This is a genomic window from Sphingobacterium corticibacterium (assembly GCF_004208525.1).
GTDB lineage: Bacteria > Bacteroidota > Bacteroidia > Sphingobacteriales > Sphingobacteriaceae > Sphingobacterium > Sphingobacterium corticibacterium.
Map to the genome: position 1 here is coordinate 1,183,527 of NZ_SGIT01000002.1, position 25,164 is coordinate 1,208,690.

Annotated in this window: 22 protein-coding genes; 15 read left to right on the top strand and 7 right to left on the bottom strand. The window is 44.6% G+C overall.

Features of this window, described 5'->3' with window-relative positions; genetic code table 11:
* Nucleotides 1-46: 46 nt before the first annotated feature.
* From EWE74_RS13110 to cobA, 7 genes are all read right to left on the bottom strand, one after another.
* A complete protein-coding gene (locus tag EWE74_RS13110) occupies nt 47-895 on the bottom strand; it encodes a 4-hydroxy-3-methylbut-2-enyl diphosphate reductase (RefSeq protein ID WP_130141971.1) in 849 nt (282 codons plus the stop codon).
* Between the two features lie 370 nt (nt 896-1,265).
* Nucleotides 1,266-1,604 (bottom strand): Rieske (2Fe-2S) protein, encoded by a 339-nt coding sequence (locus EWE74_RS13115; protein WP_165384714.1) that lies wholly within the window; start codon nt 1,602-1,604, stop codon nt 1,266-1,268.
* 70 nt (nt 1,605-1,674) lie between these two features.
* Nucleotides 1,675-3,480: a translational GTPase TypA gene (gene typA, locus EWE74_RS13120; RefSeq protein WP_130141973.1), complete on the bottom strand. Its 1,806-nt coding sequence runs from the start codon at nt 3,478-3,480 to the stop codon at nt 1,675-1,677.
* A gap of 77 nt (nt 3,481-3,557) precedes the next feature.
* Nucleotides 3,558-4,748, bottom strand: coding sequence for a glycine C-acetyltransferase (gene kbl, locus EWE74_RS13125; RefSeq protein ID WP_130141974.1), 1,191 nt, complete (start codon nt 4,746-4,748; stop codon nt 3,558-3,560).
* 41 nt (nt 4,749-4,789) lie between these two features.
* On the bottom strand, nt 4,790-6,037 hold the full coding sequence (locus EWE74_RS13130; RefSeq protein ID WP_130141975.1) for an ABC transporter permease: 1,248 nt from the start codon (nt 6,035-6,037) through the stop codon (nt 4,790-4,792).
* Between the two features lie 81 nt (nt 6,038-6,118).
* Entirely contained in the window at nt 6,119-6,550 is a 432-nt protein-coding gene (locus EWE74_RS13135; protein WP_130141976.1) for a DUF2147 domain-containing protein, read from the bottom strand.
* Between the two features lie 89 nt (nt 6,551-6,639).
* The gene (cobA, locus tag EWE74_RS13140) at nt 6,640-7,401 is read right to left on the bottom strand and encodes a uroporphyrinogen-III C-methyltransferase (RefSeq protein ID WP_130141977.1); all 762 of its coding nucleotides are present in this window, start codon (nt 7,399-7,401) and stop codon (nt 6,640-6,642) included.
* Between the two features lie 149 nt (nt 7,402-7,550).
* Here cobA and nirB point away from each other — a divergent pair, with 149 nt between their 5' ends.
* The 15 genes from nirB to EWE74_RS13215 are packed head-to-tail and all read left to right on the top strand — an operon-like array spanning nt 7,551 to nt 25,164.
* The gene (gene nirB, locus EWE74_RS13145; protein WP_130141978.1) at nt 7,551-10,070 is read left to right on the top strand and encodes a nitrite reductase large subunit NirB; all 2,520 of its coding nucleotides are present in this window, start codon (nt 7,551-7,553) and stop codon (nt 10,068-10,070) included.
* Nucleotides 10,071-10,104: 34 nt separating this feature from the next.
* The gene (nirD, locus tag EWE74_RS13150) at nt 10,105-10,452 is read left to right on the top strand and encodes a nitrite reductase small subunit NirD (RefSeq protein ID WP_130141979.1); all 348 of its coding nucleotides are present in this window, start codon (nt 10,105-10,107) and stop codon (nt 10,450-10,452) included.
* 36 nt (nt 10,453-10,488) lie between these two features.
* Nucleotides 10,489-10,881, top strand: a complete 393-nt coding sequence (locus EWE74_RS13155; protein WP_239018660.1) for a hypothetical protein — start codon at nt 10,489-10,491, stop codon at nt 10,879-10,881.
* Between the two features lie 13 nt (nt 10,882-10,894).
* Nucleotides 10,895-11,644 carry a HesA/MoeB/ThiF family protein gene (locus EWE74_RS13160; protein WP_239018678.1) on the top strand — a complete coding sequence of 250 codons (750 nt, stop codon included), beginning with the start codon at nt 10,895-10,897 and terminating at the stop codon, nt 11,642-11,644.
* Nucleotides 11,641-12,591 carry a bifunctional molybdenum cofactor biosynthesis protein MoaC/MoaB gene (gene moaCB, locus EWE74_RS13165; RefSeq protein ID WP_130141981.1) on the top strand — a complete coding sequence of 317 codons (951 nt, stop codon included), beginning with the start codon at nt 11,641-11,643 and terminating at the stop codon, nt 12,589-12,591. Before EWE74_RS13160 ends, moaCB begins: the two co-directional genes overlap by 4 nt.
* A 1-nt stretch (nt 12,592) precedes the next feature.
* Entirely contained in the window at nt 12,593-13,801 is a 1,209-nt protein-coding gene (locus EWE74_RS13170) for a molybdopterin molybdotransferase MoeA (RefSeq protein WP_130141982.1), read from the top strand.
* 12 nt (nt 13,802-13,813) lie between these two features.
* On the top strand, nt 13,814-15,136 hold the full coding sequence (locus EWE74_RS13175; protein ID WP_130141983.1) for an MFS transporter: 1,323 nt from the start codon (nt 13,814-13,816) through the stop codon (nt 15,134-15,136).
* A gap of 28 nt (nt 15,137-15,164) precedes the next feature.
* Nucleotides 15,165-18,677 (top strand): nitrate reductase, encoded by a 3,513-nt coding sequence (locus EWE74_RS13180; protein ID WP_130141984.1) that lies wholly within the window; start codon nt 15,165-15,167, stop codon nt 18,675-18,677.
* Nucleotides 18,670-20,166 (top strand): rubredoxin, encoded by a 1,497-nt coding sequence (locus tag EWE74_RS13185; protein WP_130141985.1) that lies wholly within the window; start codon nt 18,670-18,672, stop codon nt 20,164-20,166. Before EWE74_RS13180 ends, EWE74_RS13185 begins: the two co-directional genes overlap by 8 nt.
* A gap of 1 nt (nt 20,167) precedes the next feature.
* Nucleotides 20,168-20,896: a sulfite exporter TauE/SafE family protein gene (locus EWE74_RS13190; protein WP_130141986.1), complete on the top strand. Its 729-nt coding sequence runs from the start codon at nt 20,168-20,170 to the stop codon at nt 20,894-20,896.
* Nucleotides 20,896-21,846 (top strand): GTP 3',8-cyclase MoaA, encoded by a 951-nt coding sequence (gene moaA / locus EWE74_RS13195; RefSeq protein ID WP_130141987.1) that lies wholly within the window; start codon nt 20,896-20,898, stop codon nt 21,844-21,846. The genes EWE74_RS13190 and moaA overlap by 1 nt, the downstream gene beginning before the upstream one ends.
* A gap of 2 nt (nt 21,847-21,848) precedes the next feature.
* Entirely contained in the window at nt 21,849-22,085 is a 237-nt protein-coding gene (locus tag EWE74_RS13200; RefSeq protein WP_130141988.1) for a MoaD/ThiS family protein, read from the top strand.
* 2 nt (nt 22,086-22,087) lie between these two features.
* Entirely contained in the window at nt 22,088-22,534 is a 447-nt protein-coding gene (locus EWE74_RS13205; RefSeq protein WP_130141989.1) for a molybdenum cofactor biosynthesis protein MoaE, read from the top strand.
* 9 nt (nt 22,535-22,543) lie between these two features.
* The gene (gene mobA, locus EWE74_RS13210; RefSeq protein ID WP_130141990.1) at nt 22,544-23,173 is read left to right on the top strand and encodes a molybdenum cofactor guanylyltransferase; all 630 of its coding nucleotides are present in this window, start codon (nt 22,544-22,546) and stop codon (nt 23,171-23,173) included.
* Between the two features lie 17 nt (nt 23,174-23,190).
* Nucleotides 23,191-25,164: a TonB-dependent receptor plug domain-containing protein gene (locus EWE74_RS13215; RefSeq protein WP_130141991.1), complete on the top strand. Its 1,974-nt coding sequence runs from the start codon at nt 23,191-23,193 to the stop codon at nt 25,162-25,164.

The following is a 25,164-nucleotide window of genomic DNA, read 5'->3' on the forward strand; positions in this document are numbered from 1 at the left end:
GGGAAGTATTGGGAGCACGGATAATATGAGAATCACATGACTGAGCCTAAAATTGCTCTAACATTTGCTTTACATTTTTCATAAGCCACATCGGAGTTGAAGTTGCACCACAGATGCCTACTGTATTATGAGGGTCGAAAAGCGCTTCATCTAATTCCGCTGGATCAGAGATAAAATAACTCTGTGGATTTGCTTGCTTACACACATCGTAAAGCACTTTTCCATTGGAAGACTTTTTACCGGATACAAAGACAATCTTGTCATATTGACGGGCAAAATCACCTAAATCTTCATAACGATTAGAGACCTGCCGACATATGGTGTCATTGGCTTTTACCGCATAGCCCCGGCGTTTCAATTCCTCCTTAATAGCATAAAATTTATCAACGCTTTTTGTGGTTTGGCTATACAGCGTAAAAGATGAAGGAAGTTCGACATGATCCAATTCTTCTAAGTCTTGAAACACAATCGCTTCATTGTTTGTTTGCCCTTGTAGTCCGATTACTTCTGCATGCCCATGTTTGCCAAAAATCAAGATTTTTTCCTGTCCGTCATAGGAGGTTTTGATTCTGTTTTGTAGCTTAAGTACTACCGGACAAGAGGCATCAATAAGCGTGATATTATTCTCTAATGCTGTACGATAAGTTTCAGGGGCTTCTCCATGTGCCCGAATCAAGACTTTTTCGTTCTCTAAATTCGCTAAATCCGCATGCCCTATAATACGCAGTCCTTTTGCTTTTAAACGAGCCACTTCTTCATCATTATGAACAATATCGCCTAGGCAATATAAATATCCATCCTCTTCCAAGATTTCTTCTGCCATGTCAATAGCATACACTACACCGAAACAGAAGCCGGAGTCTTTATCAATCGTGACTTGCAGATCTTTAGCCATACATTACAAAAGTAAAGATTATTTTCTATATTCTTTTTTCACCTTCTTTTTTCCCTCAAAAAAGAAGGTGAAAAATCGTCGCTTCAAATGTTTTACAATAGGGATAGTGCTAAGGACGAGATTGTGCAGTCGTAAAACATTTGGATGCGACATTGGAGGTTAAGAAAGGGATAATACAATTGCATGGACCTTCCTTAACTTTAATTGTCACATCCGAATTTTTGAGGTATGTAGAAACTCATCCTTAGTACGATCTCCCTCCTCAAAGATTCGAGGTGACGAGTTTTTTTGTTTCCTTTTTTTTCCAAAAAAAAAGGAAAAGCCAGTCGCGGCTAGAGCGACATAAAAAAATTATAATTTAAAGGCTGTATTAAAACAGCCTCTTCCACCAAGATTTCTTAATACCAACGTACCATTGGTTATTTTCTTCTTTTAACGGAAATACATCGATATAGTTCCCTTGCCCTTCATCACCTTTTCCGGTTTGCAAATCAAATCGATGTCGATGATAGGAACAAACTAATTTTTCTCCTTCACACCAACCCAGACTGAGATCAGCTCCCGCGTGTGGACAGCGACTAGAGGTAGCGTAAAGCTTTCCATTCCATAAAAAAACGCAAAGCTTTTTACCGCCGACTTCTACTTTTTCTATTTTTCCTTCTTCGCGAGGCTTCTTGACAACAAACCATGCTATGTTATCCTTATCCATATCTAAAGATAACAAAAAAAGAGACGCCATCGGCGTCTCTATAAAATATAACAAATCGTTCGATTCTTATCTACTGGAATTTCTTCGCGTTTATCTTTCTTTCGTTTTCCGTCAAGTAAATTTTACGCAAACGGATGGACTGCGGTGTAACCTCGATATACTCATCTGCCTGGATATATTCCATACATTCTTCCAACGAAAACTTGATAGCAGGTGCAATACGTACGTTATCATCCGAACCGGAAGCACGCATATTTGTCAATTGCTTGCCTTTGGTGACATTGATTGTTAAGTCATTATCCCGAATATGCTCTCCTAGGATTTGACCTTCATAGATATCTACTCCCGGATCAACGAAGAAACGTCCACGGTCTTGCAGCTTGTCAATGGAATAAGCCGTGGTTGTGCCGGTATCCAAAGAAATTAATACACCCGCCAAACGACCTGGAATAGTTCCTTTCCAAGGCTCATATCCTTTTAGACGATGTGCCATAACTGCTTCACCGGCAGTAGCCGTCAAAACATTATTCCGCAATCCGATGATACCTCTGGATGGAATAGAGAATTCCAAGTGTTGCATTTCTCCTTTTGTTTCCATCACCAATAGCTCTCCCTTACGCTGCGTAACCAATTCGATTACTTTCCCTGACACATCTGCAGGAACATCGACAACCATCTCTTCGATCGGCTCACATTTCACGCCGTCAATTTCTTTTACGATTACTTGCGGTTGGCCCACTTGTAATTCGTATCCTTCGCGACGCATTGTTTCGATCAATACCGACAAATGCAGAATTCCACGACCATACACTAACCAAGCATCCGGAGATTCCGTAGGAACAACACGCAATGCAAGGTTTTTCTCCAATTCTTTCTGCAAACGGTCGTAGATATGACGAGAGGTCACAAACTTACCTTCTTTACCGAAGAATGGAGAGTTATTGATCGTGAACAACATGTTCATCGTTGGCTCATCGATGTGGATAACCTCCAATTGCTCTGGGTTTTCAAAATCGGCGATGGTATCTCCAATATCAAAACCTTCTATACCTACTACTGCACAGATATCGCCAGCTTTTACTTCCGATACTTTAGCGCGTCCTAAACCTTCAAAAATCTGCAATTCTTTTACGCGGGATTTCACAATTTTTCCGTCACGCTTCACCAAGGAAACGGGTTGATTTTCTTTGATTGTACCACGCGCGACACGACCGATAGCAATACGTCCAACAAACGTAGAGTAATCTAACGACGTGACCTGCATCTGCAACGTACCTTCAGAAACTTTTGGTGCCGGTATATGTGTAATAATAGCTTCGAGCAAATCTGTAAAATCTGTCGTAGGTTGCTGCCAGTCCGTAGACATCCAACCTTGTTTAGACGAGCCGTATAATACCGGGAAATCCAATTGCTCTTCCGTTGCGCCTAAATTGAAGAATAAATCGAATACTTGTTCGTAAACCTCATCTGGGCGACAGTTTTCTTTATCTACCTTGTTCACGACGACGATAGGTTTGATTCCTAATCCTAGTGCTTTCCCTGTAACAAAACGAGTTTGTGGCATGGGGCCTTCAAACGCATCTACTAACAATACTACACCATCGGCCATTTTCAATACACGCTCTACTTCTCCACCGAAATCGGCGTGACCTGGCGTATCGATAATGTTGATTTTAGTATCTTTATATTTTACGGATACGTTTTTGGACACAATTGTGATACCGCGTTCACGTTCCAAGTCATTGTTATCCAGAATCAATTCTCCCGTATTTTCGTTATCCCTGAATTGATTTGTATAGTGCAAGATTTTGTCAACGAGGGTTGTTTTGCCGTGGTCAACGTGCGCGATGATCGCAATATTTCTGATGTTTTGCATTGAGCGATAATGTATTATAAGAATTTTGAGGTGCAAAGCTAAGCATTTTGCACCTCAAATTTTATTTTTTTATATTATTATTTTATTACGTCGAGTTCTTTACCAACTTTTGTGAAAGCAGCAATCGCTTTGTCCAGATGTTCTCTTTCGTGCGCGGCGGATAACTGTACGCGGATCCTAGCTTTCCCCTGAGGCACAACCGGATAATAAAACCCAATCACATAGATACCCTCGCCTAACATCTTCGCCGCAAACTCCTGTGCCAATTTAGCGTCATATAACATCACTGGAACAATCGGATGAAAACCGGGCTTGATGTCGAAACCAGCCTCTGTCATCTTTTCACGAAAATATTTCGTGTTATTTTCGAGTTTATCACGAAGTTCCGTCGTTTCGCTCAACATATCTAACACCGCCACAGAAGCCCCTGCAATAGCAGGCGCAAGCGTATTCGAAAACAAATAGGGCCGTGAGCGTTGACGCAACATATCAATAATTTCTTTACGTCCCGAGGTGAAACCACCTGAAGCACCTCCCAATGCCTTACCGAGGGTCCCTGTAATAATATCCACGCGATCTATCACATCGAAGAGTTCATGTGTCCCTCGACCGGTCTTCCCTATAAAACCGGAACAGTGCGACTCATCAATCATTACCAATGCCTGATATTGATCTGCCAAGTCACAGATTTTATCCAAAGGTGCAACCGAACCATCCATGGAGAATGCGCCATCCGTTACAATAATTTTATGGCGCGCTTCCGAAGCCGCTTTCAATTGGACTTCCAAATCTTCCATGTCACCGTTTTTGTACCGGAAGCGCTGTGCCTTACACAAACGCACACCATCTATAATAGAGGCATGATTCAGTTCATCGGATATGATGGCATCTTCCGCTCCTAACAGCGGCTCGAAAACACCGCCGTTTGCATCGAACGCAGCTGCATACAAAATAGTATCTTCTGTACCTAAAAATCCGGATATCCTACGCTCTAATTCCTTATGAATATCTTGTGTTCCACAGATGAAACGGACCGATGACATCCCATAACCATATCGGTCTATCGCTTTCTTTGCCGCTTCTATTATCTTCGGATGGGATGACAGCCCCAAATAATTGTTTGCGCAGAAATTGATGACCTCCTGCCCCGTACTGACTTTAATATCTGCTCCTTGCGGCGTGACGATAACACGCTCTTCCTTATATAAACCTGCTTCTTTAATCGCTGCAAGCTCTTTTTCCAATGCGGGTTTTAATACTTTGTACATGTTAAAAGTTATGTGCTATATTTCCTTCGTCTACTTCATTTTTACTCATACCGCAAGGCATCTACTGGATCTAATTTCGAAGCTTTTGAAGCCGGATAGTAGCCTGATAGCATCCCCACACCCACACAAACCGACATTCCTAAAACCATCCATTTCCAGGGTATAATAAAGTCTGCACCCAACGCCAACGCCAATAAATTCCCTATAGCAATCCCAACGATAACCCCCACAATCCCTCCCAATACACAAATTACAATAGCTTCCATCAAGAACTGCTTTCTAATGACCGCCGGCGTAGCGCCAATGGCTTTCCGAACACCGATTTCACGCGTTCGTTCTGTTACAGAAACCAACATGATATTCATTAGTCCAATAGAAGCACCGACTAATGTTATAAAGGCAATAACAACAGCGCCCAAAGTCACGTAAGCGAGGTTCTGCATAAGCATTTGTGCTACCGCATCGGATTTAACAATTTCAAAATCATTCGTTTGTTTAGCCGTTAAACCCCTAATTTTACGAAACGTTGCAATAGCCTCCCCCTCGGCTCCTTCCATTTTATACGGATCCGTAGTCATGACCGTAATGACATAAGAAGGGTTTCCCTGTGTCATCATAGCCCTTCCTCGCGACAAGGGAATAAAACAAGTTTTATCCGAACCGAATCCGGCGCTGGAGCCTTTGCTTTCCAATACCCCGATAACGGTAAACCGCTCCCCTCCTATTGTAATATATTCACCTATCGGATTCTTTCTGTTTTTAAATAATTTACCTTTAACCTCCTCACCGATAATCACAACGCTACTGGCATTTTCCACATCTTGCATTGTAAAATCACGCCCATCTGAAAGCTTATACCCCGATGTCTGTAAATAATTATCGTCCACCCCAATAACACCTATATTGGGATTTGTCTTTTCCGCCACATATTTGGCTGTCGCTCCCCAAGTCACATTTGCACTGAGTGAAATAATAGCATTATAGTCAAATCGTTCTTTAAAAAGAATCGCATCTCGGTACGTGATAGACGGAAAAACCTTTGCCTGACTCCCCGAGTCTCCGATACGAACATTTACGCCGCGATTACGAATATTGAACGAATTTGACCCCATAGATGAAAAGGAATTGGTTAGCGAACTTTGCATGGCGTCGATGGAAGTCAATACACCGATAAGAGCCATGATACCTATTGCAATGATCAGCGCCGTAAGAAAAGTACGCAATTTATTGCTTACAATAGATTGTAAGGCAAGTTTAACATTCTCGCGGTAAGACATATTAACGGACATGGCGCGTTTTTTTCATCCAAACTTACATAAAATGCGCAGCATTCACGAACTCCTGAGAGAAAAATCATAAGGAGTAATCGATCAGTTTACTAGCTGCCAAGTCTGGGTTCGGCCAATTAAAGAAAAACCTACGTATCCCCGCACAAGAAGTTTATTTCCTTCTCTGGTAATGGTACACTTATACATCTTCCCGTTTTTTGGGTCCGTGATCGTACCACCAGAAAATTCGTTTCCTTTTTTTGTTATGCCACGAATAATCTCCAGCCCCAATAAGGGTTGGTTTTTACGATCATCTTTACACTGCACACATTTGTCATTCTCTGGTTTGATGAGGAGTTTACTAATTTTCCCATAATACCTACCATCTGCTTTTTGGAAAACTTCCACAATGGATTTTGCCTCTCCCGTTTCATCGTCCACGGTTTTCCATTTTCCGACTATATTTTGGTTATTTTGCGCTATAGCCTGAAGTCCGATCAGCATACTTAGCCATACAAACAGCATCTTCCTCATATCTTTTCTAGTTTATAACTATTAACTATGTTAATGCTATCAAAAAGCATGCAGAAAATCAAATATAGTACGCTCGACTATCAAAACCATTACACAATATTTCTTTCTCGCTGCAATAAAGCAGAAAGATTATACTGCAAATTGACAACTTCTCCGATAACAATAATAGCAGGATGAGACATCCCTGCTTGCTGACTCGCCCTCACCAAGTCTTTAACCTTACATATCACTTTCTTTTCATCTGCCCTGGAAGCCCGCTGTATGATCGCTGCCGGGCGATCTCCCTCACCATTCATCAGATAGATCCGGGCAATTTCTGCCAATTTACGCATACCCATATATATAACAACTGTAGAATTACAGCGAACCGCTAACGAAAGATCAGTCGCGATATCACCATTTTTTTTCATACCTGTCAAGACCCACACTCCTTCACTAACACCACGATGTGTCAGCGGTATATCACTCAATCCTACACCTTGCATGCTGCTGATCCCTGGAATATACTCTACCTTGATCTCCAACTCCTTTGCAACAAGCCACTCTTCGAATCCTCTACCAAATATATACGGATCGCCTCCTTTCAACCTTACCACATTGGAAAAACGCTCACAATAATAAGCTATTAATGTATTTATATCTTCCTGTGGCATATATTTCCCATACGGATGCTTCCCTACGTATATTTTTAGACATTTTTCTGAAGCAATATGGAGTATTTCTTCATTAATAAGGTTATCATAGAGTATTACCTCAGCATTTTTTATGCTTTTATACGCTTTTATCGTCAATAATTCTGGATCACCCGGACCAGAACCGACTATTTTTAGAGATTTAAACCTATTTACCATATATAAATCATTAAAATTCACAACAAATCAATCAAAAATAGAAAATAATATGATATATATCATGAAAATATTTCATTTATTGATATCAAAAACATAAATTAGCAAAATAAATAACGAAAAATCATTTTTTACCTATAAATATCTGAGAAATGAACACAAAAACAGTTATAGTAATCGGAAATGGAATGGTAAGCCATAAGTTTTGTGAAAAATTAACAACAAAAAGCAACAATTTTAAGCTAATAGTGTTCGGCGAGGAACCAATTAGGGCTTATGATCGTGTACATCTCACTGATTATTTCGGAAATAAGACATTAGATGATTTATTTTTGTCAAAAAATGAGTGGTACAACGAAAATAATATCGATTTACACCTTCATGACCCTATTGTACACATTGATATTGAAAAAAAACGCATCCATTCCAAAAAAGACATCCAGATAGATTACGATTACCTCATCCTCGCTACCGGATCGGCTGCTTTTGTCCCCCCAATCCCCGGCGTCGACAAAGAAGGGGTATTTTTATATCGCACTATCGAAGACCTTGACCAAATTAAAGCATATGCCTTGACCGCAAATAAAGGCACGGTCATTGGCGGTGGATTGTTAGGCCTAGAAGCTGCAAAAGCACTCGTAGATCTTGGCATAAAAGAATCAGCAGTCGTGGAATTTGCACCACGGCTAATGCCCAGACAAATTGACGATATGGCCAGTAGCATATTACAAAACAAGCTACAGGCACTTGGGTTGACCTGCTTTCTGCAAAAATCTACAACCCAAATACTAGGCAAAAATAAAATAACAGGGCTTGCATTCGCTGATGGCTCTCAATTGGACAGCGATATCTTGATCATATCGGCAGGGATCAAACCTCGTGATGAGTTAGCAAAAGCTGCGGGACTAGCTATTGGACCTCGTGGAGGAATCATAGTCGATGAGAACATGCGTACGTCCGACCCTCACACCTTCGCTATCGGTGAATGCGCCCTTTATAACGAAATGATATATGGCTTGGTAGCCCCCGGATACGAAATGGCGGAGGTCGCTGCAACTACCATTTCTGGCGAACAGAAGCTTTTCGCTGGTTTCGACATGAGCACCAAACTAAAATTAATGGGTGTCGATGTGGCTAGTTTTGGAGATCCATTTATCACAGAGCCTCACGCCCGGACCATTCTTCTAGAAGACAAGAATAAAGGCATTTACAAACGGCTCAATATCAGTCCGGATGGCAAAAGGCTATTAGGTGGTATTTTGGTGGGTGAAGCAGCGAGCTACAACATGTTATTACAGACTGTCAATAATAACATGCCCCTTCCCGAACATCCCGAAACACTTCTTTTAGGAGAACAAAGTGAAAGTAAACCTGCCGGCGCAGGACTGGAAGCTTTGCCCGATACAGCGTTGATCTGTAGCTGCGAAGGCATTACAAAGGCTCAAATATGTGATGCGGTTACGCAGCAAGGATGTGAGCATGCCGATGATGTCAAGAAATGCACGAAAGCCGGTTCTGGTTGTGGCGGCTGTGTCCCTATGGTCAAAGACCTGGTAGCATATACCATGAAGAAACAGGGTAAATATATTCGCAATACAATATGTGAACATTTCAACTTTAGTCGACAAGAGCTATTTGATCTCATCAAGATTCATGATCTAAGAACCTACGACAGCGTACTGGACAACCTTGGAACAGGACACGGTTGTGAAGTCTGCAAACCACTAGTTTCTTCGCTATTAGCCAGCCTTTGGAACGAAATGATACTGGGAAAGGGAAATGATGTGGCCCAAGATAGCAATGACCGCTTTTTGGCTAATATACAACGCGGCGGAACCTATTCTGTTGTACCACGCGTACCAGGAGGAGAAATCCAACCAGAAAAATTGATCGTTATCGGGGAAGTCGCTAAGAAATATGGGCTTTATACCAAAATCACGGGCGGACAACGCATCGACATGTTTGGAGCGCACCTCAATGATCTTCCCTTTATCTGGGAAGAGCTGATCGCAGCCGGGTTCGAAAGCGGACACGCCTATGGAAAAGCTTTGCGTACGGTAAAAAGCTGTGTAGGAAGTACCTGGTGCCGTTTTGGACTACACGACAGTGTATCCTTTGCTATTCAGATTGAAGAACGGTATCGTGGGATCCGATCTCCACACAAATTGAAATCCGCCGTCAGCGGTTGTATCCGGGAATGTGCGGAAGCGCAAAGTAAGGATTTTGGAATCATTGCTACGGAAAAAGGCTGGAATTTGTATGTATGCGGAAACGGTGGCAGCAAACCTCAACATGCGCACCTCTTGGTGAGTGACATCGATAGTGAAACTTGTATACGCTATCTAGATCGGTTCCTCATGTTTTATATACACACTGCCGATCCATTAACACGCACGGCCACTTGGCTGAATAAAATGGAAGGCGGAGTCGATTATCTTCGAAATGTTGTCGTGGAAGACAGTCTTGGAATGGCGGAAACCTGGGAAAAAGAGATGCAGGCCTTAGTCGACGCCTATCAATGTGAGTGGAAGGTCGCGGTCAATAATCCGGATATACGCAAGCGCTTTGTTCATTTTGTGAATGCACCTTCCGAGAAAGATGAAACCGTAAAATTCGAAGAAATGCGCGGGCAAAAGAAAGCGGCCGACTGGAATGCCCCAATAACATATTAATCAAATAAATACGAAACTTTAACACAAGATCATTATGGAAACCTTATCAATCACTTCATGGAAATTAGCTTGTCGCGTAGAAGACACCATTGAAAACGGAGGTATCTGTTTAAAACTAGAGGATCAGCAAGTTGCCTTGTTCTATTTCAAACGTCGTAATGAGTGGTACGCTACGCAGAACGAATGCCCCCATAAAAGACAAATGATCCTTAGTCGCGGTATGATCGGATCATTAGGAGATAAACCGAAGATCGCCTGCCCTTTTCACAAGAAAACATTCGCACTGGATACCGGCGAATGTCTCTCTGGCGATGAATGCGCCATCAAGACCTATCCGGTAAAAGTGGAAGACGGGTTCGTATATATTGCATTACAGAACTAATATAAGATGGCAATCAACAAATAATCCTTTGCAAACATGAAGACAAACCGCACCTTTTGTACGATAGTCTGTATAGTACTGACAGCAACAACTGTACGCGCCCAGCATAAAAAATTTAGTGCACAAGCTTTTGATGGAATTATCGTAGGGGGCTATGCGGACAACGGCGCATACATTAATTGTACCGGACCTGCCATGAAATATACCACACAGAAATGGAATCTCACATTAGGATTCTTACCGTCTATCAAAATTAAAGAAGATCCCTCCGTCGTAAAGAACGCTACGTTTACTCCCACTTTAGGCTTTGGTGCTACGTTAACGATTTTTAAGCATCTGGCGCTACAGGTACCGGCATTCTATATACCCAAGACAAATGTGGACAATGGGAGGTGGACTTTAGGTATCGGTTTGGGATATAAGATATAACCACATGAGAGAAATGCATAGCAGATTTTTTAGCGATCATCTTCAACTGCCGTTTATTGGCAAGAAGGGTCTCGACAAATTAAAATGTACCCGCGTGCTGGTGGTTGGTGCCGGAGGCCTGGGTTGCCCTGTGATTTCCGCATTAGCTTCTAGTGGTATCGGACATATCGGAATACTGGATGGCGATAAGGTTGAGCTTAAAAATCTGGCACGCCAATATCTCTATACACCAGCACAAGTTGGAGAATGGAAGACTGCAGCTGCCGTCACCCATTTAAGAGACCGATATCAGGAAACGATCTTCAAAGCATATCCGTTTTTTGTAGACGAAACCAATATTCATGCGATATTTTCTGCATATGATATCGTCATCGACGCCACAGACAATTTTCCATCCCGCTTATTAATCGGTCATACAGGTATTCAGCTCGGCACACCAGTCGTCTATGGATCTATTTTCCGTTCTGAAGTGCAGATGACCGTGTTTAACAACGAGACGCAGCGCTTGGCGATAGATGACGTATTTACCCTGCAGCCGACCGGTCAAGGGATGGGTTGCGATGTTTCGGGCACCTACGTCATCGGCAGTATGGTAGCTGGTATGTTGATGGCAAACGAAGCCATCAAAGTGTTGCTGGATTTGCCAGACAAGCTAATGGGTAAATTGCTTCTATTCGATGTGCTTTCTCTTCAGAAGCGCGTCATTCATTTTTCCAGTTTGCAACCCGACCCAACAGAGACCACCCCAGCACTGAAATCATGAAAGATATAAACCATAAAATCAGCACTTTACGTACCGCATCAGCTAACGCTGTTATCTATTTTACGGAATCCACGGCTATCAAGATTAAACAAGATAAGCTGCCAAAAGGAAACCTACTGGATGTTGCCCGGGCAGCAGCATTTTTGGGAGCAAAGGCGACCCCGCAGTTACTTCCACACTGCCATCCCGTCCAGATTGACGGGATGCAGGTCGATTTCGAATATATCTATCCGAGCTCCCATCCAGACTTTTTTGCTGGAACACAGCAGTCAGGTGCCGGGATATTGATCACGGTAGCGGCCAAGTCGATTGGTCGTACCGGTATAGAGATGGAGGCGCTGACCGCCGCATCTATAGCAGCGCTCGAGCTTTACGATATGTTGAAACCTGTCGACGATCAGTTAGAGATCGGTCATATCCGTCTAGCGAAAAAAACAGGCGGTAAATCGGATCACAGTCGTTTTCTGGCGCCGCTGGCTACCTGTGCGGTTTTGGTCTGTTCCGATGCTACCGCTAGCGGACAGCGGCAGGATAACAGTGGGCGAAAAATCGAAGAAATGTTGCAGGCTACCGGCGCACAGGTACTGGATTACCAAATCGTTGCAGATGAAAAACCGCTCATCCAACAGGCCATAAACACCTGGGTTGACCGAGACATACCGTTTATTTTTACGACGGGAGGGACCGGATTGGGACCACGAGATGTAACCGTGGAAGCTGTTTCCGAATTATTGGACAAAACTGCAGATGGCATTGTCGAAGCCATGCGCGGACATGGGCAGCAACGGACGCCATTGGCTATGATGAGCCGTTCCGTTGCCGGTACCATTCGCAACTCACTTGTCGTCACATTACCTGGAAGTACCAACGGCGTGAAGGAATGTTTAGAGGCTATTTTGCCAGCCTTGTTTCATGCCCAGAAAATGATGATGGGAGGAGGACATTGATATGTTGACCTATCTAGAGGCCCGGGACAAGATTCGAAGCATGGTAAAGCAGCTTCCCATAGAACACGTACCACTCGCCCAATCCTTAAATCGTGTACTGGCTCATCCCATCTTCGCCGACAGGGATTATCCTCCGTTTAATCGCGCGGCGATGGACGGAATAGCGATACGCATGGACGATTGGAATAACGGCATCCGGGAATTCCATATCTCGGACACCATTTTTGCGGGCATGGAAACGCCTGCAGCTATTGCAGCCGGTGAATGCTACAAGATCATGACTGGCGCAGCTTGTCCTCGTGAAGCAGACACCATTATCCGTAAAGAAGACCTCACCTATACCCCATACGGAACAGCTCGTATCCTGCGGGAATCTATCTCGCACGGACAGCACCTTGCGCAACGAGGCGAAGATCTAAAAGAAACCGACCTCGCCGTTACCGCGCCTCGGGTTTGCGATATCTCGCTGATCGGAACGTTGGCAGCTTTGGGAATCCACCTTGTACCCGTTTTTAAAATGCCGCGTGTAGGGATTGTCACAACCGGCAACGAAGTCGTAGATATCGACCAGCAACCAAAACACTTTCAAATCCGCAACAGCAATCAATATCTATTGCGCGCCCTCTGCGAACAATGGCAGTTGCCCGTGCGATCTTGTCAGCATGTGTCAGATGAACCCAAAGCATTATCAGCCGCCTTTAAGCAGGCCATGGAACAGCAGCTCATCCTGATCAACGGCGGTGTTTCTGCTGGCGATGCCGATCACGTGCCTCAAATCTTACGAGAACTGGGCGTAGAGATACTATTTCATAAAGTCTCCATTAAGCCCGGCAAACCCCTTTTGGTCGGATTCTTACCAGAAGGCAAGATTATATTTGCGTTGCCCGGAAACCCCTTATCTTGTTTTATGACCTTCAAGCTATTTGTAGAGGAGTACCTCCACGGATGCATGGGCTTTACGGACGAACGTTTCCAAAAGATAAAATTACAGCCCTCCAGATCCAAGAAATCTTCGCTCGATGAGTTTTTTCCTGTTTTTCGACAACCCGATACCTACGGATATACCTGGAAACCTCACCATGGCTCCGGTGACATAACAGCGACTGTCGGATGCGACGGTATTGGCTGGCATATTCATAACAAACAGGTCATTGCGGAAAACGAGACCATACCGGTGCTCTCTTTGCACCCTTTTTTTAATATCATTTAAACCATACTAACGATGCAACAGAACCAATCCCCCCTTTCAAAGCTCAACATCTTTTCGTTCAAAGGCGTTCAGATGCGTACATTCCATATCACTTGGATAACGTTCTTTTTCTGTTTCTTTGGATGGTTTGGTGTCGCACCTTTGATGCCCATGATTCGCGATCAGCTGAATTTGACCAAGAGTGAGGTCGGTAATATCATTATCGCGTCCGTCTCCGCCACCATTATTGCCCGTTTATTGATCGGGAAGTTGTGCGATACATTGGGACCACGCCTCACCTATACCATTTTATTGATTGTGGGTGCTATCCCGATCATGCTGATCGGCCTCAGCAACAGCTATGCTTCTTTTTTGCTATTCAGATTCTGTATCGGCATTGTTGGCGCTTCTTTCGTCATCACCCAATTTCACACATCCATGATGTTTGCTCCTAACATTGTCGGCACCGCCAATGCGGTAACCGGTGGGTGGGGAAATCTCGGTGGTGGTGTTACCAATTTAGTTATGCCATTAATTGCTGCGGGTTTTGCCGCGATGGGTTTTGTGAGCGAAGCAGACTCCTGGAGAATCGCCATGATTGTCCCTGGCGTCATCCTCCTGATCATGGCTTTTATTTACTACAGATACACGACAGATACGCCTGCGGGGAATTTCAGCAATTTGCAGCAAAGAGATACGTCTACCTCTCCGAAAAAAAGCAAGGGATCACTCGTGGAAGCATTGCAGGATTATCGCGTATGGGTATTAACACTCGCTTATGCAGCATGCTTCGGCATTGAAATAACGGTAGATAATGTTGCTGCGATATTTTTTATAGACCGCTTTGGTACCAGCATCATTGTAGCCGGTGCCATGGCCGGCATATTCGGCGGCATGAATATTTTCGCCCGTGCATTGGGGGGCATCGTGAGTGATAAAGTTGGTAAACGATTCGGACTAAAAGGAAAAGGTACATTACTAGGACTACTTTTGGTTTTGGAAGGTCTGGGTATCGCGTTGTTTGCTGCTTCGGGTACGTTGGTCTTTGCGGTTGCTTCCATGCTGATTTTCGCCTTGTTTCTGAAGATGGCCAATGGCTGTACCTATGGGATTGTCCCTTTTATCAATAAAGACAATATTGGTGTCGTCAGTGGTATAGTAGGTGCCGGCGGAAACATCGGTGCCATGTTGGTTGGTTTTCTATTCAAGTCCGAAAACTTAACCTATGCAGATGCCTTTCAATATATTGGTGTAGGGGTCGTGTTCATCGGTTTGCTCGTTGCGGTGACTAGATTCCAGCCAAAGCCCGCCATCAAAAACAGCATAGAGACAGGCGAGCTCGACTTTCAACAATAAACATCCATTGATTTGCCTTTTGTCAGACATGAAAGAAAAAGAAGTAACAAGTACCTGTTGTTATTGCGGTGTCGGATGCGGCGTGAAAATTCGGCTGGATAAGCACGATTCCGTGACGGTAACAGGTGATGAGGAGCATCCGGTCAACCAGGGAAAATTGTGCAGCAAGGGCATGAATCTACAATACACGGTAAACGATAAATCGGATCGTCTGCTTTATCCGCAAATGCGATATCACCGCAACATGCCGATGCAACGGGTAAGTTGGGAAGACGCATTAACCCGTACAGCAGCTGTATTCCGCACGATGATAGCTAAGTATGGCCCCGATTCAGTCGCGTTTTACGCATCTGGACAGTGCCTCACGGAAGAGTATTATGTCATCAATAAACTGATAAAAGGCTTTATAGGTAGCAACAACATCGACACCAATTCACGTCTATGCATGAGCAGTGCTGTCGCCGCCTACAAAATGGCCCTCGGGGAGGACTCCGTGCCTATTTGCTACGATGATATTGAACTCTCCGACTGCTTTTTGGTGGAAGGCGCCAACCCCGCCTGGTGCCACCCCATTCTTTGGCGTCGGGTAGAAGCCCACAAAGCAAACCACCCACAGACTAAAATCATTTTGGTCGATCCTCGAAAAACAGATACAGCAGCCATTGCGGACCTACACCTACAAATTCAACCCGGTACAGATATCGTTTTGAATTATGCTATTGGCCGGCTGCTGATTGAAAATGATGATATTGATTACCATTTTATAGCACACCATACAGAGGGATTTGAAGATTATAAAACACGTGTATTTGAGCGCACCATAACAGAGGCAGCACATATTTGCTGTATACCCGAATATGAAATCCGTCAAGCCGCAACCTATATAGGCGAATCCAAGTCCCTATTGACCATGTGGACGATGGGACTTAACCAGAGTGTGAAAGGTGTGGATAAAAATCTGTCGCTCATTAATCTCAACTTGATCACGGGAAAAATCGGTAAGCCAGGTTCCGGACCTTTCTCGTTAACCGGTCAACCAAATGCTATGGGAGGCCGGGAAGTCGGCGGTCTGGCTAATTTATTGCCTGCACACCGTGATCTGAAAAACGAAATACACCGACAGGAAGTGGCTGATTTTTGGGGAGGAACTACGCTATCCGACAAACCGGGACTTACCGCAACCGAAATGTTTGAGGCACTGGCCGACGGCAAGTTGAAAGCTGTTTGGATATTGTGTACTAATCCGTTGACAAGCCTACCCGATACACGAAAAGTAGAACAGGCCTTGGAAAAAGCTAAATTTGTGGTAGTACAGGAAATCAGCAATAAGCCTCAAACCTTAGCCTATGCGGACGTTATTTTGCCCGCAGCCGCCTGGGCAGAAAAAGAAGGAACCATGACCAATTCCGAACGCAGAATCAGTCATTTACACAAAATCATCGAACCTCCGGGCGAAGCACTCCCTGACGCCGAAATTATCTGTCGCTTTGCCAAAAAAATGGGTTTCAAAGGTTTTGATTACCCAAACACCGAAGCCATATACAAAGAACACACGCGACTCACCGCTAAAACAAATCTGCATATCGAAGGGCTGGATTATGTACAGATTGACAAACATAAAACCATTCAATGGCCCTATAATAAGCGACGGAAAATAGGAACAACGCGTTTATTTGCCGATCATGATTTCTATACCCCGTCCAGAAAAGCAATTATCCATAGCCCGGACACGGATCTCCAAAGTGAATTACCGGATACGGCCTTTCCTTTTATTCTGACCACCGGACGCATCCGTGACCAATGGCATACCATGTCCAAGACCGGTAAAGTCAGTAAGCTGAAACAGCATATCAGCGAATCTCAGCTCGAAATTCATCGCGATGATGCCGAACGTCTCGGTATAAACGACGGGCAATTGGTCGAAATCACCTCAAGACGTGGCCATGTACGTGTCAAGGCCAGCCTCAGCTCCAGCATAAAGCCCGGTTGTGTCTTTCTCCCCATGCACTGGGGAAAGCTTGGCGACACCGATTTACATCGGGCAAATAACCTCACCAACCCCTTGGTGGATCCCATTTCAAAAGAGCCAGATTTTAAATTCTGCGCCGTACAGGTCGTTCCTTATAAGAAACCGTTTGAACGCATTGTGATCGTCGGTGCCGGCGCCGGCGCTTTTGGTTTTATAAAAGCTTTTCGGGAAATCAACACCACCGATGAGATAACGGTGATCAGTAATGAGAACCTGCCCTTTTACAACCGCGTCATGCTACCGCATTATGTAAGTGGCGACCAACAATGGGAGGAACTCGTCAAAATGCGGGATGAGGAAGAAAAGAATGTCTACAACATTAACCATATCAGAGGCGTTACCGTGACCCGTATCGATCGTGCGCATAAATACGTGGAAGATTCAAGAGGAATAAAAACACCTTATGACACCTTGATCCTCGGCACCGGCAGTCGGTCGGCGATGCCCAAAGATATTCCATCGTTACCGGGGATATTCAGCATCAGACATCGTTCGGATGCCGATAATCTTCGTAAATTCCTCCGTAAGGACGCTTCTGTCGTCATTATCGGAGGCGGATTACTGGGCTTGGAGATGGCGGCGAGTTTGCGGGAAATGGACGTACAGGTAACGGTTGTACAGCGTGTTTCGCGCTTTTTGAACCGGCAATTGGATGTACTCGGCAGCCAATTGCTCCACGAAGAAATGATCGACCAAGGCTGTGATGTCTTTTACAACGATGAGGTACAACTCTATTACGGCAGAAACAAGGTCAATAAGGTGGAATTAAAGAGTGGCAGACAGATCAAATGCGATGCCGTTATCGTTGCTATCGGTACGACGCCCAATATGGAGCTGGCAAAAGCCGCCGGATTACATTGTCAGCGTGGGGTGGTGGTAAACAATAGATTACAAACAAGTGATCCAGCTATCTACGCCATCGGCGAAATTGCAGAATTTGAAGGGATCATGTACGGCTTTTCGGCTGCTGCCGAACAGCAAAGTGCTGTGGTGGCCCGTTATCATAACGGTGACATCGGCAGTATTTATCAGGGTTCTGTCTTTATGAACATCATCAAAATACAGGGCTTCGATCTCTGTAGTATTGGTATTGTCGATTGTCCGAACGAGGAGTATGAAGAAATTGTATTTATTGACAAGGCAAAGCGCTATTATAAAAAATGTATTATTTACCAGGATCGCTTAGTAGGCGCTGTACTTATTGGTGATAAGAATGAATTCCTAGAATTTAAAGACTTGATCACCAATAAGACAGAACTTAGTGAAAAACGTCTGCAGCTATTACGTAGCGGTAGCGCAAAAGAACCGGTTATTGGCAAGTTGATTTGCAGTTGCAGCCAGGTAGGTGAAGGGAATTTACACAAGCTCATCCAATCCGGATGCACAGCGTTGAAAGCATTATGCGAAACCAGTGGTGCCGGAACAGGCTGCGGCTCTTGCCGTCCACAGGTGATGGCAATTTTGGATAGTTTTTTAGCCGAAAAAGAAGAAATGGAGGTCACGAATGGCTAAGCAGACACAACCGGAATGGCAACACGTAAAAATCAATCTGCCCGGAGGCTATGTATCGGTGGGTGATTTTAAGGCCATACTGGAAGCGGCGCATGCGGCAGATGTAAAAACCGTTAAAATCGGCGCACGCCAACAATTGCTTTTCTCTGCCTCCCCGGCGCAAATGGAAGATATCGAATATCAGCTCTTCAATCAAGAACTGCTGTATGAAGTGAATGAAAACCATTATCCAAATATGGTTAGTTCTTATGTGGCCGACGGGCTTTACAATCAGCCACATTGGTTGAGAGAAGGAATTTATAAGGATATTTTAGCCTCCTTTGAGCATACTCCAAAACTAAAGATCAACATCGTCGATGCGAATCAGTCGTTTGTACCTTATTATACCGGCAACCTGAATTTTGTATCCTCAGGCGTAGGCAATTATTGGTATGTATATATCCGATGGCCCAAAACAAATCAAGTAAGAAGCTGGTCATCACTCATTTACTCCATGGATATTGCCGCCATTAGTAAGGAACTGGAAAGCGCCATAATGGATAACAAAGATATAGCAGAAGACGACATTGCTACGCTATGTGCGGATCTGGAATTAAAAATTAAAACGTCGGGTGCGTTTCATTGTCAACAAATCCAAGAACCGTTAACGGAATCGGATTTCCGTCTTCCCTATTATGAAGGCTTTAACCAATATGACGATAAATATTGGCTAGGCATTTACCGACCAGACGAGTGTTACACCGTTTCCTTTTTGCTGGACGTTTGCAACGTCTGCCAGACGTCTCGGGTGGGCCAGATCTATACGACGCCCTGGCGGTCACTCATTATTAAAGACATCCGACAGCAAGATCGCAAAGGATGGGATATCATTCTCGACAAACATCGTATTAATTTGCGCCACGCTTCCAACGAACTAAACTGGCAAATCGAAGATTGGTGTGAACCGGCGTTGAAATTGAAGCGTTTCATCGTCCGATATTTCGATCGTTGGAATATTCGAACTTATCGGCTATGCTTTGGCATCAAGATTGGATCAAACAGCGGCATTTGGGGTTCGATTATCATCAAACAGATCAACGATGGGAACCGTGAACCCTACTTCGATGTTTTCCACACGCAAGATTTCAAGGCCAACTCCTATAACCTCATTCTCTATAAACAACGTGTCACCGAGAAATCGTTACCCGCAACCCTAAAAACACTTTGTGATTGCTTTTACGATGCTACATTACAAAACAGCCATCCGGTGTCTGAACATCATCCCTCCGATTTACCGGAGTTTTCGCATAGCGCCCCGCAGCAACCCTTATTCCGCTGTCCACATTGCCTCAGTATTTACGATCCCGCTTATGGGGATGTATTAGCGGCTATAGAACCAGGCATTGCCTTCGGCGATCTACCTACAGATTATACCTGTGGTCTATGCGGCTCTCCCAAGAAAGAATTTACAGCATTTGATCAAATCAACACCACACCTTTAAAGCACTGACATGGAACTCTATTATATCGCATTCGTCCTATTTGTTGTTGGCTTCTTGTATGCCTCCGTTGGACACGGAGGTGCCAGCGGTTACATTGCTGTCTTTTCTATTTTTTCCATTCCGGTAGCGCAATACAAGCCGCTTATTCTCATGCTTAATATGCTTGTTGCCGGTACAGGGTTCTTCCAATTTCGCCGTGCCGGGCACTTCAGGTGGTCTACCTGTTGGCCATTTTTGATCACCTCCATTCCAACAGCATTTCTAGGTGCCCGGTATGCGCTTGAAGGGAAAGTCTATTTTGTGCTACTCGGTCTTGCCCTCATATTGCCTACCATCCGGCTACTCGGTATAACCCCCAAGGAGCACCAGAAGCGTAAAACGGTAAATATACCATTGGCATTACTCATAGGCGCCATTGTCGGCGTTTTGTCGGGTATGCTCAATATCGGCGGCGGTATCTTTTTAAGCCCGTTGCTTATCTTATTGGGCTGGGCCAATGCCAAGGAGGCTGCAGCTACCTCCGCCATTTTTATAACGTTAAATTCTTTCAGTGGCTTGCTCGGCAACACCACACCGATATACATTGATCCATCATTTGCCCTATGGTTCTGTGCGGCAGCTGCCGGAGGATTTACGGGCGCCTATTTCGGGAGTGCGCGTTTTCCTATGGCAACGGTACGCACCTTGCTGAGTGTAGTGCTCCTGATCGCTTGTTGTAAACTATTATTTTTCATGTAATGCGAACATTGACAGACCCTATCGGAAGATCATTCAACGTCCTACGCGTAAGCCTATTAGATAGATGCAACTTTGCGTGCACCTATTGTGTATGTGAAGATGAACTGAACACAACAACACCGAAATCTGCGGTATTGTCCAGCGATGAACTTATCGATCTCATAGGTCGTTTGCACCATCTGCTGCATCTACAGACCATACGTTTAACAGGGGGTGAGCCACTGCTATATCCCGACCTTACCAAGTTAACAAAGGGCATTCGACAATTGGGCATCCAAGATATCCGCATGACGACAAACGGCTTTTTGCTCGCGAAAAAAGTAGTTGCTCTCCAACAAGCTGGTCTTCGGTCCATCAATGTCTCGCTGGATGCATTATCCGAAAGTTCCTTCTATAAGGTAACAAAACGGACGGGGCTACAGCAGGTCGTCGAAGGCATAATAGCCGCCCAGGAAATAGGATTGGAGGTAAAAATTAACACCGTGATTATGGCCGGTGAAAACGATCAGGAGATTTTGCCTTTACTGGATTTTGCGTTCCGACATCGCATTAAAATACGCTTCTTGGAATTGATGGGCATGGGTCACCTATTTGGCGATACCGACAGTAAGTTCTTCTCCCGGCAAGCCATACTGGACAGAATAAGTAGCGTCTATGAAATCCACGAGCAGGTAAAGAAATGCGGAGACACCGCTACATATTGGTGTACGTCCTGCGGGCATAGCTTCGGAATCATTGCCAATGAGAGCCAGCCTTTTTGTGCAGACTGCAACCGCCTGCGACTAGACTGCCAGGGGAATATTTATGGCTGTTTAAGTAGCAACACGCCTATACCGCTTCGGGAGGTTAATAGTCAGCAAGGATTGGAGGCGGGCTTACACGCCGCATTAGGGCAAAAACAAATGCGGTTTTCCGGAAGTGAAATGAGTATGTTAACAATTGGAGGATAAATATGATTACTTTGGAATTTTTTGCGGGATTGAAGGATTACTTCCCGCCCGTTATGGAGGTCCGAGAGACTCCAGAAGACATCAATTCTTTACGACGCTACCTGATTGATCAGCAATCGTTTGCCAAAACATTACTAGAGCAATGTCGGTTTGCGGTAGATGATACGTTTGTCCATGAGGATTACCCGCTTCGTCAGGGCGATCTTGTCTTAGTCATTCCACCCAGTAGCGGAGGTTAACGATGATACATCTAAGCACGGAAAAAATCGATGTAATGGCACTTTGGGAGCAGGCGCATCATCCAGCAGCAGGAGGCGTTGTATTGTTTAGTGGTGAAGTGCGGAATAACCACCAGGGAAAAGAAGTTTCGCATCTTTCATACGAGGCCGCCGAGCAGATGGCCAACAAAATGATTGCCGCATTACTGGATGAAGCAAAACAACGCTGGGAGCTACAGGTTGCCATCGCCGTCCATCGGTTAGGCAAGGTTTCAGTCATGGAAACAGCAGTGGTGGTCATTACAGCGGCTGCCCATCGCGCGGAAGCCTATGCAGCCAATCAATATATCATCGATCGCATCAAACATCATGTACCCCTATGGAAATGTGAGCATTTCGTGGATGGTGAGCGTGCCTGGGGAGGACATTGCTCCTGCAAGCAGAAGTCAACGGGCAATATAGAACCATAATATTTACCTATGAACAACACCGCAAATATCTTGTTAGGGCTGGTCCTATGCGGCGGTAAAAGCAGCCGTATGGGAACCGACAAAGGACAATTACGCAAGGATGGTCGTCCTTGGTCCATACATATGGCCGATAGGTTGGAAAGTCTGGGGCTGAAAACATATCTTTCCATTAATCCGCTCCAACAAGAAGCCTACGGTCAGATTTTTCCTTCCGAAAGCTTGGTCATCGATCAAGTCGACGTAGAGGGCCCTTTGGCAGGTTTGTTAAGCACCCATCAGTTATTTCCCGAAGCAGACATCCTTGTGCTGCCTTGCGATATGATTGATGTAGAAACGCCATTATTACAGCGGCTAATGGACATTCGTCGGCAGATCGTGCAAGCAGATGTATATCTGTTTGAAAAAGAGGAACAGGTCGAACCCCTGTGTGCCATTTATACTGCTTCCGGGCTACAGAAATTATCTATTGAATATAAAAATGCCCGCCTAACAAACTTTTCGGTAAGACGTGCGATAAAAAACCTTTGTGCGGTAAAACTCCCCGCAGCCGGAAACAGGAAAGATTTCCGGAACTACAATACGCCAGCACATGTTCGCAAATGGCAAAAGACCGATTTTTTTGACCCAACACTTTTTTAATCGAATACATTGAAATTATGAAAAAAACACTTTCCGTCCTGTTACTCTGTCTACCATATGTCCTCCCGGCACAGACAGCAAACCAACCTGAAAAATCTGTCCGTTCTTTCGAGCTTGGCGAAGTGGTGGTGACGGCGGCTAATCCCACCGATAGCTTATCCGCTGTCTATGCGAATGATATGGCGAACTACAACCGCACGACCGTAGGTGAAGCATTGCATATGCTTCCGGGTATTCATTTAGCAAATATCGGTGCAAGAAATGAGTCTGTCGTATATCTAAGGGGTTTCAATTTACGGCAGACCCCCGTATTCATTGATGGCGTTCCGGTTTATGTACCCTATGATGGCTATGTTGATATGGGACGTTTTACAACATTCGATCTGGCGAAGATTCAAATCTCCAAAGGCTTTGCCTCCATATTGTATGGCGCAAACACCATGGGAGGCGCCATTAACCTTGTTTCACGCGTGCCGTCCAACAAGTTGGAATTAAACGCAAGAACGGGAATATACAGCGGAGAGGGGTACCGTTGGAATATAAATGCCGGGGGTGCTCAAGGTAAGTTTTACTATCAGCTCGGGCTTTCACAACTTCGACAAGAAACTTTTCCGCTATCAAAAGATTTCACGCCTGTGAAGTACCAAATGGACTACAACCGAAATAATGCACAGCGCAATGATGTCAAAGCCAGTGCTAAAATCGGATATACACCAACCGAAAATCAGGAATATGCATTAGGTTATGTTCTACAAAAAGGACAAAAAGGTAATCCTCCCTATCTAGGTGAGAGTCCACGATTTTGGGATTGGCCCGCATGGAACAAAGAAAGCCTGTACTTTATCGGTAACACCGGATTGGGCGAGTTCAGCAGCTTGAAAACCCGTTTGTATTTTGATCAGTTTACAAACGAACTATTTGCCTATGATGATGACACGTATACTACGCAGGATAGAAATTCTTCCTTCCAGAGCTTTTACGATGATTATACGCTAGGCAGTACAGTTCAGTACGAATTTCGCCGCTGGAAAAACCATAATTTGCAAGCTGGCGTACAGTACAAGCGTGACGTACATAGAGAACATGATTTAGGCGATCCGGTGCAGCGCATGATCGACAATACACTTTCGATCGGCGTAGAAGACACCTACCGTATCTCGCCTTCCCTATCGTTCATCCCCGGTATAAGTTGGAATTACCGTAATGCCGATATGGCAGAAAAATACAATGCAGATACCGATATCATTGAACGCTTAGAAATAGGCTCCAATGCCGCCGTAAACGCACAACTCGGACTATTCTGGACAGTTAACAGCCAGCATCAGGTACAGGCTACCCTAGCCCGAAAAACGAGGTTCGCCACCATGAAAGACCGCTTTTCTTTCCGTATGGGACGAGCTATTCCGAACCCTTCTCTGCACGCGGAATCTGCCATTCACTATGACCTCACTTACACCGGTAAGATAGGACGCTTACTTGGTATACACTATAGTATGTTCCGTAGCGATATTGACGATGTCATCCAACAAGTAATACTTGTCGATCAAGACAAAACACAACTGCAAAATCGTGGACGCGCCCGATTTCAAGGAGTGGAATTGGGACTAGACGCTAGCCTGCTGGAATCACTGAAGTTAACGACAAGCTATACTTATATCCATCGCAAGAACCTGACCGATCCAGATCTATACTTTACGGATGTCCCTAACCACAAATGGGCAGGGCGATTAGGTTGGCAATTGCCCCGGAACATAGCAGCCCTGTATGTAGACGCTGAATACAACAGTTTCCGTTACGGGAGTGAGACCGGCTTGAAACTAGACGGCTTTTTCTTGGCTAACACGGCGGCGGCGATACCTATCTACCGCAATTTGGTGCTAGAAGCGGGCGTTCGGAATATCTTCGATCGTAATTATGTACTGGCGGAAGGATTTCCGGAGGTAGGTCGAAACTATTTTCTGAATTTAAGTTATTCTTTCCAGAAAAAGTAA